The sequence below is a fragment of the Sphingobium sp. ZW T5_29 genome (assembly GCF_044987515.1).
Lineage (GTDB): Bacteria > Pseudomonadota > Alphaproteobacteria > Sphingomonadales > Sphingomonadaceae > Sphingobium.
Genome location: NZ_JBJDRM010000005.1, coordinates 47,122 through 61,575 on the forward strand (window position 1 = coordinate 47,122; position 14,454 = coordinate 61,575).

The window sequence follows — 14,454 nt, forward strand, 5'->3', positions numbered from 1 at the left end:
TTGAGACAGCCAGATGATGATCGGATGAAGAGACAATGAGCCAGTCAACCATTCTCCTTATCGGCGGAAACGGAAAGACGGGACGCCGGGTCGCGGAACGCCTGACAGCCATGGGCCACAATGTTCGCGTCGCATCGCGGAGCGCCGAATATAGATTCCTTTGGGATGATCCATCGACCTGGAAAGCCGTGCTGGAGGGGGTGGACGGCATCTACATCGCCCATCACGACAACACCCATCCCGACGCGGGCGAGCAGATTGGGAGCTTTTCCCAGCTGGCTCTGTCTTGCGGGGTGAGGCGTCAGGTCCTTCTGTCCGGGCGGGCCGACGCGCAATTCATGGCGTCCGTGGAAAGCGGCTTCAGGTCATCTGCCGCCGACTGGACCATCCTTCAACCCGCATGGTTCATGCAGAATTTTTCGGAGATGTCCTTTTACGAAGCCGTGCTGGCGGGCGAGATCAGCTTGCCCGTAGGGGACGCCACCGAACCGTTCATCGATATCGAAGATGTGGCCGCTGTGGCAGCGGAAGCGTTGTTCGATGACCGGCATATCGGACAAACCTATGAGTTGACCGGCCCAGCGCTGCTTGGCTTTGCCGAGGCGGCGGACGTACTGACGAAAGCGATCGGGCGAAACATCGTCTACAAGCCCATCACGCTGGACGAATTCCGCGACTTTCTGCGGTCCAACGGTTTGCCCGAAGAATATGACCAGACCTATTCCGGCATCGCCGATGGGAAATTGGCCTATGTCACGAATGATGTGGAACAAGTGCTGGGCCGCAAGCCGCGCACCTTCGCCGAATATGCGCGCGAGGCGGCCAGCACAGGGGTCTGGAGCATTTAAGGGTCGGGAACGCGTTGAGCCTATCTACGGCAGTCCCCAGATAGCCTTCTGCGATGCGCCTTCACGCTCGACGCGTTTCACCAAGGAACGCCAGGGAAAGTGGGCAGCCGACGGGCGGCTGCAAAACAGGCGGGTCGATGAAGGAGTGTCTATCGCGTTCTTCTATGGAAAATTGGTGGAGCCTAGCGGGATCGAACCGCTGACCTCCTGCATGCCATGCAGGCGCTCTCCCAGCTGAGCTAAGGCCCCATCATATTGCGGCATCATGCCGCATCCCAATGGTTCAGGCCATGTCCGGCAAGAAGCCGTCGGCCAAATATCTGAATGCCCATCGTTCGCACTACCGGTCAAGAAGGTCAGTTATGACCTTGCCAACCCCGCGCTTACATCAGGGAGCTTTACCGCGAACCGTCCGCCGGACGACATTCCTATCGGTAAAACTGGTGGAGCCTAGCGGGATCGAACCGCTGACCTCCTGCATGCCATGCAGGCGCTCTCCCAGCTGAGCTAAGGCCCCATCCACCATCAGCGCCATTTGGGTCCGGCGCTTCGGAGGCGCTGCAATTATGCCGCAGCAACCCCCTTGGCAAGTGCTAAATTCGCTTAATTGTCGATGTCATCGCCATCATTAGCCGCGGCGTCCACGCCCAGATCGTCGTCGCCACCAAGATCAACGTCATTGTCGGGCGAATCGCCGTCATCATCCACGTCCAGATCCAGATCCAGATCGTCGTCAGCCGTCTCACGCTCACCGTCGGCGGTCTCGATCACCTTTTTGGGCGCTTCCTCATAGGGCAGCGGCTGCTTGGATTTCAGGACCGGTTCGGGTTCCCATGCGGTGTTGCAACTGATGCAAACAACCGGGTCGTTCTTGCCCAGGTCATAGAAGCGCGTGGCGCATTTCGGGCAGGTACGCTTCGTACCCCATTCAGCCTTGACCATGTCCGGCCTTGTCCTTCTCGCGAATGCTCAAACAGAAATCACGCGGCACGACAACGTCGTCCGCAAAGCGTGGCGCGCCTTGCCATAGCGGAACCGCGCTGTCAAAAGCCGGGCGCAAATTTTCAGCTTTCGCAACGGATTCACGCGTGACCGCTTCTTCTGACCAACCCTGCCCGATGACTTTTTCCAGCGCGCCGCCGCTGTCCGGCCATGTGACCGTGCCGGGCGACAAGAGCATTTCGCATCGATCGCTAATGCTTTCGGCCCTTGCTGTAGGCGAAAGTCGGGTGGAAGGCCTGCTGGAAGGTGAAGATGTCCTTGCAACCGCAGCGGCCATGCGCGCCATGGGGGCCGACATCCGCCGCGATGAAAATGGCGTCTGGCACATAAATGGAGTGGGCGTCGGCGGCCTTCTTCAGCCCCAGACGGCGCTCGACATGGGAAATAGCGGCACATCGACCCGACTGCTCATGGGCCTGGTCGCCAGCCATGGCATCACCGCCACTTTTATCGGCGACGCTTCGCTGAGCAAACGGCCCATGGCCCGTGTGACCGAGCCGCTTTCGCGCATGGGCGCAAGCTTCATGACCAGCCCCGGCGACCGGTTGCCGCTTACCATGCGGGGCGCCTGTCCTGCCGTCCCGCTCGACTATCGCCTTCCGGTCGCTTCGGCTCAGGTGAAGTCCGCCATCCTCCTCGCCGGCCTGAATGCCCCCGGCATCACGCGCATGGTCGAGCCGGTTCCCACCCGCGACCATAGCGAACGCATGCTGAAAGGATTCGGCGCGGACCTGAAGGTCGAGGTTGAGGCCGATGGCACCCGCATCATCACCCTGACCGGAGAGGCAGAGCTTCGCCCCCAGGCCATCACTGTGCCCGGCGATCCATCGTCAGCCGCTTTCCCGATCGTCGCGGCGCTTATCACGCCCGGTTCGGAAATCACGGTGACCAATGTCGGCATGAACCCGACCAGGGCTGGCCTGTTCGGAATCCTGTCGGCGATGGGCGCTGACCTCAGCTTCTCCAATGAACGGGAAGTAGGCGGCGAACCGGTTGCCGACATTACCGCCCGCTATAGCAGGCTGTCGGGCATCGACGTGCCGCCCGAGGTCGCGCCCAGCATGATCGATGAATTTCCGGTCTTTTTCGTCGCGGCATCCTTTGCCCATGGCGCCACGCGGACCAGCGGCCTGGACGAATTGCGCGTCAAGGAATCCGATCGCATCGCCCTGATGGCGCGGGGCCTCACCCAGATCGGCGCACGGGTGCAAGAAGTCGAAGATGGCCTGATCATCGAAGGAACGGGCGGAGCGCCCCTGCCGGGCGGCAAATCCCCGCCAGTCATCGCGGCATCGCTCGACCATCGGATCGCGATGAGCTTTGCGGTTGCCGGTCTCGCTACGGCCGGCGGACTGACGGTCGATGACATGCGCCCCGTTGCGACGAGTTTCCCTGGCTTCACCGCCCTGCTCCAGACGCTGGGCGCGATCCCATGACGTTCGACCTTGCCAATATCATAGGCCTGATTGGGAGCGGTTTGATGGTCGGCGCCTTTGCCTACAGCAACATGGCGCGGACGTTGAACTTCGTGCTGTTCAACCTGTTGAACCTGATAGGCGCACTGCTGCTGATCGCGTCGCTCACCGTCCATTTCAACATGGCGTCGATGGCGCTGGAAGTCGTATGGGCGCTGATTGCTGTGGTCAGCCTGTGGAAGGCGCTAAGGAAAGGAAGGCGGATATGATCATTGCCGTCGACGGCCCCGCCGCTTCGGGCAAGGGCACTATCGCCCGCGCCTTGGCCGATCATTATGGCCTTCCATGCCTGGACACGGGTTTGCTTTACCGGGCCGTCGGGCTTTCCGTGCTGAAGGCGAGTGGGGACCCGGACCTTGAAGCGGACGCTCTTGCCGCATGCGATTTTCAGGATACGGTCCTGTCAGACCCTTCCCTGCGGACAGAGGCGGTCGGATCGCTCGCCTCTCGCGTATCCATCCACCCGACGGTACGGGAAGCGCTTATCCAGAGGCAGCGCGATTTCGCCGCTCAGCCAGGTGGCGCTATCCTGGATGGACGTGACATCGCCACCGTCATTGTGCCCGATGCCGATGCCAAGATTTTCGTGACCGCCAGCGTTCATGTGCGGGCGCAACGCCGCTATGACGATGGCATCGCTCATGGCGGCCACCCCGATATGGACAGCCTCATCGCCGACATCCAGGCCCGCGATACGCGCGACATGAGCCGCGACCATGCTCCATTGCGCGTGGCCGATGGCGCGGACTTGCTCGACACCAGCAATTTGACTATAGACGCCGCCGTCCAGCAAGCCATCGCGCTGGTGGACGCCCAGTTGGAACGTCGGCGTAAAGCCTGACACAGCGACGGCGCGTGGCATTTCCACGCGCCCTTTTCGCTTTTCTGCTGAGCGTCGACTCCCGATGGCTGATGGACGTTCGTGCGGCATTCGGTCGGGCGGACGTTTTGGCCTAAAGACCGCCGGATACAACCGGCAGGCCAGCAATGATGAGTGAAGGACTATTTATGGCCTCTACGGCATTCCCCTCGCGCGACGATTTCGCCGCGCTTCTCAATGAAGCTCTCGGTGGTGAAGATGGCGGCTTTGAAGGCCGCGTCGTCAAGGGCACTGTAACCGGCATCGAAAACGACATGGCGCTGATCGACGTCGGCCTGAAGTCGGAAGGCCGCGTGCCGCTGCGCGAATTCGCCGCGCCTGGCCAGAAGGCTGACCTGAAGGTCGGCGACGAAGTCGAAGTCTATGTCGATCGCGTCGAAAACGCCCATGGCGAAGCCATGCTGTCGCGCGACCGCGCGCGCCGCGAAGCCGCATGGGACAAGCTGGAATCCGAATTCACCGAAAGCGCCCGCGTCGAAGGCGTCATCTTCGGCCGCGTCAAGGGTGGCTTCACCGTCGACCTCGACGGCGCCGTGGCGTTCCTGCCCGGCAGCCAGGTCGACATCCGCCCGGTTCGCGACGTCACCCCGCTGATGGACATTCCGCAGCCTTTCCAGATCCTGAAGATGGATCGCCGCCGCGGCAACATCGTCGTGTCGCGCCGCGCCATCCTGGAAGAAACCCGCGCCGAACAGCGCAGCGGCCTTATCCAGACGCTGGCCGAAGGTCAGATCATCGAAGGCGTGGTCAAGAACATCACCGACTATGGTGCGTTCGTTGATCTGGGCGGCATCGATGGCCTGCTGCACGTCACCGACCTGTCGTACAAGCGCATCAACCACCCCAACGAGATGATCAACATCGGCGATACCGTCCGTGTCCAGATCATCCGCATCAACCGCGACACCCAGCGCATCAGCCTGGGCATGAAGCAGTTGGAAAGCGATCCGTGGGAAGGCGCCGCCGCCAAGTATCCGATCGGCGCGAAGCTGTCGGGCCGTGTCACGAACATCACCGAATATGGTGCGTTCGTCGAACTGGAAGCCGGCATCGAAGGCCTGGTCCATGTTTCGGAAATGTCCTGGACCAAGAAGAACGTGCATCCCGGCAAGATCGTTTCGACCAGCCAGGAAGTCGAAGTCCTGGTTCTGGAAGTCGATCCCGAAAAGCGCCGTATCTCGCTTGGCCTCAAGCAGGCCCAGAGCAATCCCTGGGACAGCTTTGCAGAACGCCACCCGATCGGTTCGACCGTCGAAGGCGAAGTCAAGAACGCGACCGAATTCGGTCTGTTCATCGGCCTGGACGGCGACGTGGACGGCATGGTCCACATGTCGGACATCGCATGGGGCATTTCGGGCGAAGACGCGCTGGCGCTGCACCGCAAGGGCGAGACTGTCGAAGCCGTTGTTCTGGACATCGACGTCGAGAAGGAACGCATCAGCCTTGGCATGAAGCAGCTTGAGCGTGGCGGCCCTGCCGCTGGCGGCACATCGGCCGCTGCAGCCGGTCTGAACAAGAACGCGATCGTCACCGTGACGGTCCTGGAAGTGCGCGACGGCGGCCTGGAAGTACAGGCCGGCGAAGATGGCGCCACTGGCTTCATCAAGCGCAGCGACCTTGGCCGCGACCGCGACGAACAGCGTTCGGAACGCTTCCAGCTGGGCCAGAAGTTCGACGCCATGGTTACCGGTTTCGACCGCGCCAAGAAGCCAACCTTCTCCGTCAAGGCGATGCAGATCGCTGAAGAGAAGCAGGCCGTGGCTCAGTACGGATCGTCCGACAGCGGCGCGTCGCTGGGCGACATTCTGGGCGAAGCGCTGAAGGCCAAGAGCGAAGGCTGAAACCCTTCGATATAGCTTTCGATATAGCGAAAGTAATAAGGCCCGCCGGAACTTCATTCCGGCGGGCTTTTTCTTATCCCAAAATAAGAAATGACTACCGACAATGGCCAATTGTCAGGGGTTTGCGGATTCAGTATGAATGCTATGGGAACCAGAAGGGGGAGCTGGAGGACCGATGATACGTTCAGAATTGATTCAGACGTTGGCGGATGAAAATCCGGACCTGGGCCTTCCAGAGGTCGAGAGGATCGTTGACCTTTTCTTCAAGGAAATTGTCGAGCAGCTGTCGGGCGGGGGCCGGGTCGAGCTGCGCGGTTTCGGGGCATTTACGACGCGTGCACGGGACGCGCGGACCGGGCGCAATCCGCGCACGGGGGAACAGGTGCCGGTGTCGGCCAAGCGCGTGCCCTATTTCAAACCGGGCAAAGAAATGCGTGAACGGCTGAACAGCAAGGTGACTTGATCGCCGCCGCGTCCTTGACGTCGAAGCGCGCAAGCGTCAGGGGGTAAAGCCATGCGGACGTGGCGAAATCGGTAGACGCAGCGGACTTAAAATCCGCCTCCCCCTGGGAATGCGGGTTCAAGTCCCGCCGTCCGCACCAGGTGGAAATCGATATGGCCAGGCAGGATCAGCTATAACGCTGGAAATTCGGCTGGCTTGCCGCGATGATGTGGCATGACCGGTGCGATCAATCCACAAAGTTTCAGCGATTCCCTCGTCATCCTGGGCGCGGCAGGATTGGTTATCCCGGCCTTCGCCAGATTTCGCGTCAGCCCGGTGATCGGTTTTATCTTGGTGGGCCTGGCGGTAGGGCCAGCAGGGCTTGGGTCGCTCGTAAGCCAATATCCGTGGCTTTTTCATGTCACTATTTCCAATCAGGAAGCCATAGAGCCGTTCGCGGAACTTGGCGTCATATTGCTGCTATTCTCGATCGGGTTGGAACTTAGTTTTCGGCGGCTGTGGACCATGAGGACCCAGGTGTTCGGCGTCGGCGCGACTGAACTGATCGGCAGCGCCACCCTGATAGCCGGGGGCCTTTATGCATTGGGGCAGTCGGCAGCGGGGGCTTTTGGCCTTGGCCTTGCGCTCGCCCTGTCGTCGACCGCCGTGGTGCTTCCTATCGTCGGCACCCAAAGCGCGGTCGGGCGCGCCGCCTTTTCCATGTTGTTGTTCGAAGATTTGGCGCTTGTGCCAATCATCTTCATGCTCGGTGCGCTCGCGCCATCGATTGCGACCAGCCCCGATGGTGCGTGGACGGAGTTGGCGAGCACTTTGTTCAAGGGCGGCGTGACCATCGCGGTCATGCTGGTGCTCGGCCGAATTTTCCTGCCACATATTTTTCGCCAGGCAGCTCGCACGAAGAGTCCTGAGGTGTTTCTGGCAGCCAGCCTGCTGGTCGTCATCGTATCCAGCCTCGCCACGTCGATCGCGGGGCTATCCCCCATTGTCGGGGCGCTGCTGGCGGGGCTTTTGATCGCCGAAACCGACTATCATGGCGAAGTCGAAGTCATGACCGCTCCGTTCAAGGGACTGGCGCTGGGCGTGTTCCTGATCACTGTCGGCATGAGCCTGGACGTTCGCGTCATCCTGGCCAACTGGCCATCGCTGGTCCTTGCCGTGTTGGGCGTTGTCGTCGCCAAGACGCTGGTTACAGCGGCGCTCCTGTATTTCTCCGGGGCACGCAAGGGAGTGGCCCTGGAGGTTGGCGTGCTTATGTCCAGCCCGTCGGAAACAACCCTCATCGTCCTGACGGCAGCGGCAGCGGCACAACTCATCCTGCCTTCGACCGCCGCATTCTGGCAAATCGTGACCGCAATCGGCCTGACCATCACGCCATTGCTGGCCCGTATCGGCCATGATTTCGCCCGCCGACTGGAAATGGCGCTGGGTGAGGAGATGACCGACGCCGAAGTGGAAAGCACCGAAGCCGCCGCCGTCGTCATTGGCTTCGGTCGGGTCGGGCGCATGGTTTGCGACCTTCTGCGGGTTCATAATCAGCGCTTCATCGTCGTGGAATCCGACGCGGATGTCGTCGCCGAAGCCCGGCGCGGCGGATATCCCATCCTTTTTGGCGACGTGTCGCGTGTCGAAATGATGGACAAGCTGCGTTTGGGCCATGCGCGCGCGCTGATCCTGACGATGGACGACCCGGTGCTGTCCATTCGCGTGACCAAGCGCGTCCGGGGATGGGTGCCCGACCTTCCGATCATCGCACGCGCCCGCGATACCAATCATGCCGCGCAGCTTTACCAGGCCGGGGCCAGCGACGCCGTGCCTGAAACGCTGGAAAGCTCGCTCCAACTCGCTGAAACAGCGCTTGTTGATCTGGGCGTGGCGATGGGCCCGGTGATCGCGTCCATCCACCAGACGCGCGAGGACCTGCGGATGGGGATCAAGGAGGCGGCGCATATGGAGACAGCGCCGAAACTGCGAAGGCTGCGGACAGATGAGGTGCCCTGACGCCGACGCATTCGCGACGGATTTTTGAGCTACTCCAGTGGCACGGGGAAGCAATTTCCCCTTAAGGAAAGCGCCCCCTGCGCACCTATGGCCAACGTCAAGCCGGGACGCTGGCCAGAGCGGCCTTCACGGCATCTAATGCGGCCTGCGCCTTGTCACCTTCGGGACCGCCGCCCTGCGCCATGTCCGGCCGACCGCCGCCGCCCTTGCCGCCCAGCGCTTCGACGCCTGCACGGACGAGATCGACAGCGCTGATGTTGCCCACCAAATCATCGGTCACGCCTACGGCGATGCTGGCGCGGCCTTCGACCACCGCAAGGACGGCGGAGACGCCGCTGCCAAGGGCCGCCTTGTTCTGATCGATCAGGCCGCGCAGTTCCTTGGGGTCGAGACCTTCGATCACCTGACCGATGAAGTTCACGTTGCCGACCTTTTCGGGACCCGCCGCTTGAGCGCTACCGCCACCGCCGAGAGCCAGCGCCTTCTTTGCTTCGGCGAGTTCACGTTCAATCTTGCGGGTCTGTTCGATCAGCGCGGCGATACGGGCCGGAACCTCATCCGGCGTCGTCTTGAGCGCGGCGGCGGACTGACGCAGGCGTTCCTCCCGATCAGTGAGCCAGAGCCGGGCGGATTCGCCGGTCAGTGCTTCGATACGACGGACGCCTGAGGAAACGGCGCTTTCCGAAATGATCTTGAAGATCGCGATGTCGCCCGTCGCGTGAACATGGGTGCCGCCGCACAGTTCGACCGAATAGCTGTTGGCGTCGCCCCTGCCCATGGACAGGACGCGAACTTCATCGCCATATTTCTCACCGAACAGAGCCATCGCTCCCGCCGAAATCGCGTCATCGGGCGTCATTAGCCGGGTCGTCACCGCCTCATTGTGGCGGATCTGCGCGTTCACATGCATTTCCACGGCGGCGATCTGGCTATGCGTCAGCGCTTCGGGGTGGGAAAAATCGAAACGCAGGCGATCCGGCGCGACAAGGCTGCCCTTTTGCGTGACGTGGGCGCCCAACTCATTGCGAAGGGCGGCATGCAACAGGTGCGTTGCGCTGTGATTGGCACGAATGCGGTCGCGGCGGCTGATATCGACCGCCATGTGGATCGTGTCGCCAACCTTGACGCTACCGGCGCCAACCTTTGCCCGGTGGGCGTGGATACGACCGAGCGGCTTTGACGTGTCCTCGACATCCGCGACCAGGCCCGATTGCGAGGTGATGGTGCCAGCATCGCCCATCTGGCCGCCGCTTTCACCGTAAAATGGCGTCTGGTTGGCAATGATGATGACCTCATCGCCCGGCCCCGCCGCGTCGATGCGCGCGCCGTCCTTGACCAGCGCGAGCACTTCGCCCTCACCTTCCGTGCCGTTATAGCCGATGAATTCGGTGCTGCCGGTGGTTTCGGCAATGTCGAACCAGATTTCGTCAGACGCCTTTTCCCCGGAGCCTTTCCACGCGGCGCGGGCAGCGGCCTTTTGTTCAGCCATCGCCTTGTCAAAGCCGCCCCGGTCAACGCCCAGCCCACGCGAGCGCAGCGCATCTTCGGTCAGGTCGTAGGGGAAGCCGTAGGTGTCGTAGAGCTTGAACGCAGTCTCACCGGGGAGCGTGCCGCCTTCGGAAAGGCCGACCGTCGCTTCGTCGAGCAGTTTCAACCCCTTTTCCAACGTCTGGCGGAAGCGGGTTTCTTCACGCAGCAGCGTTTCTTCGATCAGAGGCTGGGCGCGGACCAGTTCCTGATAGGCGCCGCCCATTTCGGACACCAGGCTGGGCACCAGACGGTGCATCAAGGGTTCCTTGGCACCGATGATGTGCGCGTGGCGCATGGCGCGGCGCATGATACGGCGCAGAACATAGCCGCGGCCTTCGTTCGCGGGGAGCACGCCGTCCGCGATCAGGAAGCTGGTCGACCGCAGATGGTCGGCAATGACGCGGTGGCTGGCCTGATGCTCGCCATCAATGGCGGTCCGGGTCAGTGCGCCCGATTCTTCGATCAGCGCCTTGAACGTGTCGGTGTCATAATTGTTATGGACGCCCTGAAGCACGGCGGCGACTCGCTCCAGCCCCATGCCGGTGTCGATGCTGGGCCGGGGCAATTCACCCACGATCTCGTTAGCTTCCTGCTCATATTGCATGAAGACGAGGTTCCAGATCTCAACGAAACGATCGCCGTCTTCCTCAGGCGATCCGGGAGGTCCGCCCCAGATATGATCGCCATGATCGTAGAAGATTTCCGAACAGGGGCCGCAGGGACCGCTGTCGCCCATCGCCCAGAAATTATCCTTGGTCGGGATGCGAATGATGCGCTGGTCAGGCAGGCCCGCAATTTTTTTCCACAGATCAAAGGCTTCGTCGTCGGTGTGATAGACCGTTGCCGTCAGTTTTTCAGCGGGCAGGCCCCACTCCTTTGTGAGCAGGGTCCAGGCGTGAACAATTGCCTGTTCCTTGAAATAATCGCCGAAGCTGAAATTGCCGAGCATTTCGAAGAAAGTATGGTGGCGCGCGGTGTAGCCGACATTGTCGAGGTCGTTATGCTTGCCGCCCGCGCGGACCGACTTCTGGCTGCTGGTCGCGGTGGAATAAGGCCGCGATTCCAATCCGGTAAAGACATTCTTGAACGGCACCATGCCCGCGTTGACGAACATCAGGGTCGGGTCGTTGTGCGGCACCAGAGGCGCGGACGGAACGATGGTGTGGCCGTTCGCCCCGAAATAGTCGAGGAAGGAGCGGCGAATGTCGTTTGTCGATGTCATGGGGGCGATTTAGTTGCAAGCGCCCCGGCGCACAAGCGGGGCTTTTCACCGCAGGGGTCAAGCGGGTTTTCTTATCCGACAGGCGGGGATGGCCTTTGGATGATGTCGCCATTGCCCCGGCGATGAATGGCCACTAATCCCCCAGCATGGACGAAAACACACGCCGCGCCGCACTGGACTATCACCGCCTGCCGCAACCGGGAAAGCTGCGGATCGAGCCGACCAAGCGAATGGTCAATCAGCGCGATCTGGCGTTGGCCTATTCTCCGGGCGTCGCCGCGCCATGCCTGGAGATCGCGCAAGACCCCGAAAAGGCGATGGACTATACCGCGCGCGGCAACCTGGTCGCGGTCATTTCCAATGGCACGGCGGTGCTTGGCCTGGGCGCCATCGGCGCGCTGGCGTCCAAGCCGGTGATGGAGGGCAAGGCGGTCCTGTTCAAGAAGTTCGCCGACATCGACGTGTTCGACCTGGAGGTCGATACCACCGATCCTGAAAAGTTCATCGAGGCCGTTTCGCTGCTGGAACCAAGTTTTGGCGGCATCAACCTGGAAGATATCAAGGCGCCCGAATGCTTCGCCATCGAGGCGGAACTGAAGAAGCGGATGAACATTCCCGTTTTTCACGACGACCAGCATGGCACCGCCATCGTCGTCGCGGCAGCGGTGCGTAACGCGCTGGTCCTGCAAGGCAAAAGCCTGGCCGAAGCCAGACTGGTAACGTCGGGCGCTGGCGCGGCGGCGCTCGCCTGCGTCGACTTGCTCGTGTCCATGGGACTGCAGGTGGACAATGTCACGCTGACCGACAAGGATGGAGTGATCCATTCCGGGCGCGAGGACATGCTGCCCAACATGGCGCGCTATGCACGCGATACGAACGCCCGGACTTTGCCGGAAGTGCTGCCGGGCGCGAACATCTTCCTGGGGCTATCCGCGCCGGGTGTGTTGAAGCCCGAATGGTTGCCGCTGCTGGCCGACAGGCCGCTGATCTTCGCGCTCGCCAATCCAGAGCCGGAAATTCGGCCAGAGGTGGCCAAGGCGGCGCGCCCTGACGCGATCATCGCGACTGGGCGATCCGACTATCCAAACCAGGTCAACAACGTCCTTTGTTTTCCCTATATTTTCAGGGGAGCGCTGGACGCGCGCGCGACCGAGATTAACGAAGCGATGAAAGCGGCGGCTGCCGAGGCGATTGCCGCGCTTGCCCGGCTGCCCGCACATGACAGCGTCGCCCAGGCCTATGGCGGCCGCAAGCTGGCCTTTGGCCCCGAATATATCATCCCGACTCCGTTCGATCCCCGCCTGATTGCCGAGATCGCTCCCGCTGTGGCGAAGGCGGCAATGGACAGCGGCGTTGCCAAGCGCGCCCTGGATATAGAGGCTTACCGGCGGTCCCTGGCACAGCAGAATACACGGTCGGCTCAGCTCATGCTGCCGGTGTTCGAAGCAGCGCGCGGCACGTGCCGACGGATCGCCTATGGCGAGGGCGAGGATGAACGTGTGCTCCGCGCGATTCAGGATGGGCTGGACGAAGGGATCGTGCGGCCAGTGATCGTGGCGCGCCGCAGGATATTGAAGGACAAGCTGCCCGAACTGGGGCTGAGCCTTGAACTGGACCGCGATGTCGAGGTCATCGATCCAGAAACCGATCATCTGGTCATGAACGAACTGGTGGAGGCTTATCGCCTGATCGCGGCGCGCAAGGGCGTGCCTGCCGCCGAAGTTCTTCGCCACGTTTATCGCCGCCCGACCGTGACGGCAGCCATGTTGCTGCGCACCGGGCGGGTCGATGCCGCAATCGTTGGAGGCAACAGTGAATATTGGGGCCAGGTGGAACATGTGCTGCGGATCGTCGAGCGCAGGCCGGGACATAGTCGCGTTTATGCGCTGACAGGCCTGATCCTTGATCCCGGCGCATTGTTCATCACCGACACGCATATGGTGCCTGATCCAACGCCTGAGCAGGTCGCGGAAATGGCGATCCTGGGTGCGACCGAGCTGAAGCATTTCGGCCTGTCACCCCGTGTCGCACTGTTGTCCCACTCCAATTTCGGCGCGTCACACAGCCCCAGCGCTCGCAAGATGCGCGCTGCGTTGCAAATCGTGAAGGCGGCAGCGCCCGACCTGAAGGTGGATGGTGAAATGCACGCGGATGCGGCGCTGAGCCAGCCCCTGCGCGAAAAGCTGATCCCCGACACCCGTTTCGAAGGACCGGCCAATCTGCTCATCATGCCCAATCTCGATTCGGCGAACATCACGCTGACGGCACTTTCCGCGTCATCCAGTTCGCCTACCGTGGGGCCGATGCTGATGGGACTGGCTCAACCGATCCACGTCCTGACACCAGGCGTGACGGCCAGAGGCATATTGAACCTGACCGCCATCGCTGCGGCGGAGGTCGACCGGGAAGGGTGACCTTAATCTTTTTCCGGCAAACCGTTGAGGCGATTGTCGGAAAAACGGGGTGAATGTGCGACTGATCACGGCATTGATGCGATTTGCAGGACCCAAGATCGCCGTAGGAGCGACCGCGGGAGCGGTCCTGCTGCTGGTCACCGCGTATCTGGAACGGGGCCGTGACCTGGAGCCGACCGCGAAGGCAGAGCAGGCGGTCGATACGGCCCCAAAATCTGTCGCCCCGGTTGCCCCCGTCGAACGCGCACGCACTCAGCCCGTGGCGGTCGATCCGCATACGCTGGCAGTCAAAAGCGTCCTGCCCATCCATGGCCCGTTCCGCCATGGGGACTATGCCTGGGACGAAAGCCGCGCGCCTGCGGTCGGCCCGGTGATCATCACCGTCGACCTGAAGGCCCAGACGCTATCCGTATTCCGCGCCGGGCATGAAATCGGCGCGGCCGTCATACTTTATGGTGCGGATGACAAGCCCAGCCCGCTGGGCGCGTTTCCGATCACGCAGAAGGATGCGGACCATGTGTCCTCAATCTATGGCGCGCCCATGCCCTACATGCTGCGCCTCACAAATGATGGCGTCGCGATCCACGGCAGCGATGTTCAATGGGGCAAAGCGACCCATGGCTGCATCGGCGTGCCAACGGCTTTTGCGCGCAAATTGTTCAACATAGCCAAACTGGGCGATCTGGTGATCATCACCAACGGCAAAATGCTGAATGTCGGTGCGGCCCTGCCCCACCCCTGAGTTGCGGTGCGCGACAGCGGTCAGGGCAACGGCTAGGCC

At 61.8% G+C, this 14,454-nt stretch carries 11 protein-coding genes and 3 tRNA genes; 10 read left to right on the top strand and 4 right to left on the bottom strand.

The genetic code is table 11. The annotated features are described in order from the left end of the window. Positions 1–35 precede the first annotated feature (35 nt). Entirely contained in the window at positions 36–848 is an 813-nt protein-coding gene (locus tag ACI3KQ_RS05450) for an NAD(P)H-binding protein (RefSeq protein ID WP_404955562.1), read from the top strand. A 173-nt stretch (positions 849–1,021) separates the two neighbouring features. Here ACI3KQ_RS05450 and ACI3KQ_RS05455 read toward each other — a convergent pair. The 3 genes from ACI3KQ_RS05455 to ACI3KQ_RS05465 form a co-directional block, all read right to left on the bottom strand. Beyond that, positions 1,022–1,097: transfer RNA gene (locus ACI3KQ_RS05455), tRNA-Ala, on the bottom strand. 192 nt (positions 1,098–1,289) lie between these two features. After that, positions 1,290–1,365 (bottom strand) — tRNA-Ala (locus tag ACI3KQ_RS05460). Positions 1,366–1,451: 86 nt separating this feature from the next. Beyond that, positions 1,452–1,790 (bottom strand): TIGR02300 family protein, encoded by a 339-nt coding sequence (locus tag ACI3KQ_RS05465; protein WP_404955564.1) that lies wholly within the window; start codon positions 1,788–1,790, stop codon positions 1,452–1,454. A gap of 146 nt (positions 1,791–1,936) precedes the next feature. Here ACI3KQ_RS05465 and aroA point away from each other — a divergent pair, with 146 nt between their 5' ends. From aroA to ACI3KQ_RS05500, 7 genes are all read left to right on the top strand, one after another. Further along, positions 1,937–3,286, top strand: a complete 1,350-nt coding sequence (aroA, locus tag ACI3KQ_RS05470) for a 3-phosphoshikimate 1-carboxyvinyltransferase (protein WP_404955566.1) — start codon at positions 1,937–1,939, stop codon at positions 3,284–3,286. Then, a complete protein-coding gene (locus ACI3KQ_RS05475) occupies positions 3,283–3,534 on the top strand; it encodes a hypothetical protein (RefSeq protein ID WP_404955568.1) in 252 nt (83 codons plus the stop codon). Before aroA ends, ACI3KQ_RS05475 begins: the two co-directional genes overlap by 4 nt. Continuing rightward, positions 3,531–4,166, top strand: a complete 636-nt coding sequence (locus tag ACI3KQ_RS05480) for a (d)CMP kinase (protein ID WP_404955570.1) — start codon at positions 3,531–3,533, stop codon at positions 4,164–4,166. The genes ACI3KQ_RS05475 and ACI3KQ_RS05480 overlap by 4 nt, the downstream gene beginning before the upstream one ends. 167 nt (positions 4,167–4,333) lie before the next feature. Further along, the gene (rpsA, locus tag ACI3KQ_RS05485) at positions 4,334–6,046 is read left to right on the top strand and encodes a 30S ribosomal protein S1 (RefSeq protein WP_404955572.1); all 1,713 of its coding nucleotides are present in this window, start codon (positions 4,334–4,336) and stop codon (positions 6,044–6,046) included. 175 nt (positions 6,047–6,221) lie between these two features. Then, positions 6,222–6,509, top strand: coding sequence for an integration host factor subunit beta (locus ACI3KQ_RS05490; RefSeq protein WP_404955574.1), 288 nt, complete (start codon positions 6,222–6,224; stop codon positions 6,507–6,509). A gap of 53 nt (positions 6,510–6,562) precedes the next feature. Continuing rightward, positions 6,563–6,648, top strand: a tRNA-Leu gene (locus ACI3KQ_RS05495). Between the two features lie 74 nt (positions 6,649–6,722). After that, entirely contained in the window at positions 6,723–8,507 is a 1,785-nt protein-coding gene (locus ACI3KQ_RS05500) for a cation:proton antiporter (RefSeq protein WP_404955576.1), read from the top strand. Positions 8,508–8,604: 97 nt separating this feature from the next. Here the strand turns inward: ACI3KQ_RS05500 and alaS are convergent, their stop codons facing one another. Further along, positions 8,605–11,259 (bottom strand): alanine--tRNA ligase, encoded by a 2,655-nt coding sequence (gene alaS, locus ACI3KQ_RS05505; protein WP_404955578.1) that lies wholly within the window; start codon positions 11,257–11,259, stop codon positions 8,605–8,607. Between the two features lie 146 nt (positions 11,260–11,405). Between alaS and ACI3KQ_RS05510 the strand changes: the two genes are divergently transcribed. Continuing rightward, the gene (locus tag ACI3KQ_RS05510; protein WP_404955581.1) at positions 11,406–13,673 is read left to right on the top strand and encodes an NADP-dependent malic enzyme; all 2,268 of its coding nucleotides are present in this window, start codon (positions 11,406–11,408) and stop codon (positions 13,671–13,673) included. A gap of 76 nt (positions 13,674–13,749) precedes the next feature. Then, complete coding sequence (locus ACI3KQ_RS05515) at positions 13,750–14,415, top strand: L,D-transpeptidase family protein (RefSeq protein ID WP_404955841.1); 666 nt, start codon at positions 13,750–13,752, stop codon at positions 14,413–14,415. The last annotated feature ends 39 nt before the right edge of the window (positions 14,416–14,454 follow it).

Coding starts and splice junctions, on each gene's coding strand:
- ACI3KQ_RS05480 (WP_404955570.1), top strand. CDS start 3,531: ATGATCATTGCCGTCGACGGCCCCGCCGCTTCGGGCAAGGGCACTATC.
- alaS (WP_404955578.1), bottom strand. CDS start 11,259: ATGACATCGACAAACGACATTCGCCGCTCCTTCCTCGACTATTTCGGG.
- ACI3KQ_RS05500 (WP_404955576.1), top strand. CDS start 6,723: ATGACCGGTGCGATCAATCCACAAAGTTTCAGCGATTCCCTCGTCATC.
- ACI3KQ_RS05510 (WP_404955581.1), top strand. CDS start 11,406: ATGGACGAAAACACACGCCGCGCCGCACTGGACTATCACCGCCTGCCG.
- ACI3KQ_RS05475 (WP_404955568.1), top strand. CDS start 3,283: ATGACGTTCGACCTTGCCAATATCATAGGCCTGATTGGGAGCGGTTTG.
- ACI3KQ_RS05515 (WP_404955841.1), top strand. CDS start 13,750: ATGCGATTTGCAGGACCCAAGATCGCCGTAGGAGCGACCGCGGGAGCG.
- ACI3KQ_RS05490 (WP_404955574.1), top strand. CDS start 6,222: ATGATACGTTCAGAATTGATTCAGACGTTGGCGGATGAAAATCCGGAC.
- ACI3KQ_RS05450 (WP_404955562.1), top strand. CDS start 36: ATGAGCCAGTCAACCATTCTCCTTATCGGCGGAAACGGAAAGACGGGA.
- ACI3KQ_RS05465 (WP_404955564.1), bottom strand. CDS start 1,790: ATGGTCAAGGCTGAATGGGGTACGAAGCGTACCTGCCCGAAATGCGCC.
- rpsA (WP_404955572.1), top strand. CDS start 4,334: ATGGCCTCTACGGCATTCCCCTCGCGCGACGATTTCGCCGCGCTTCTC.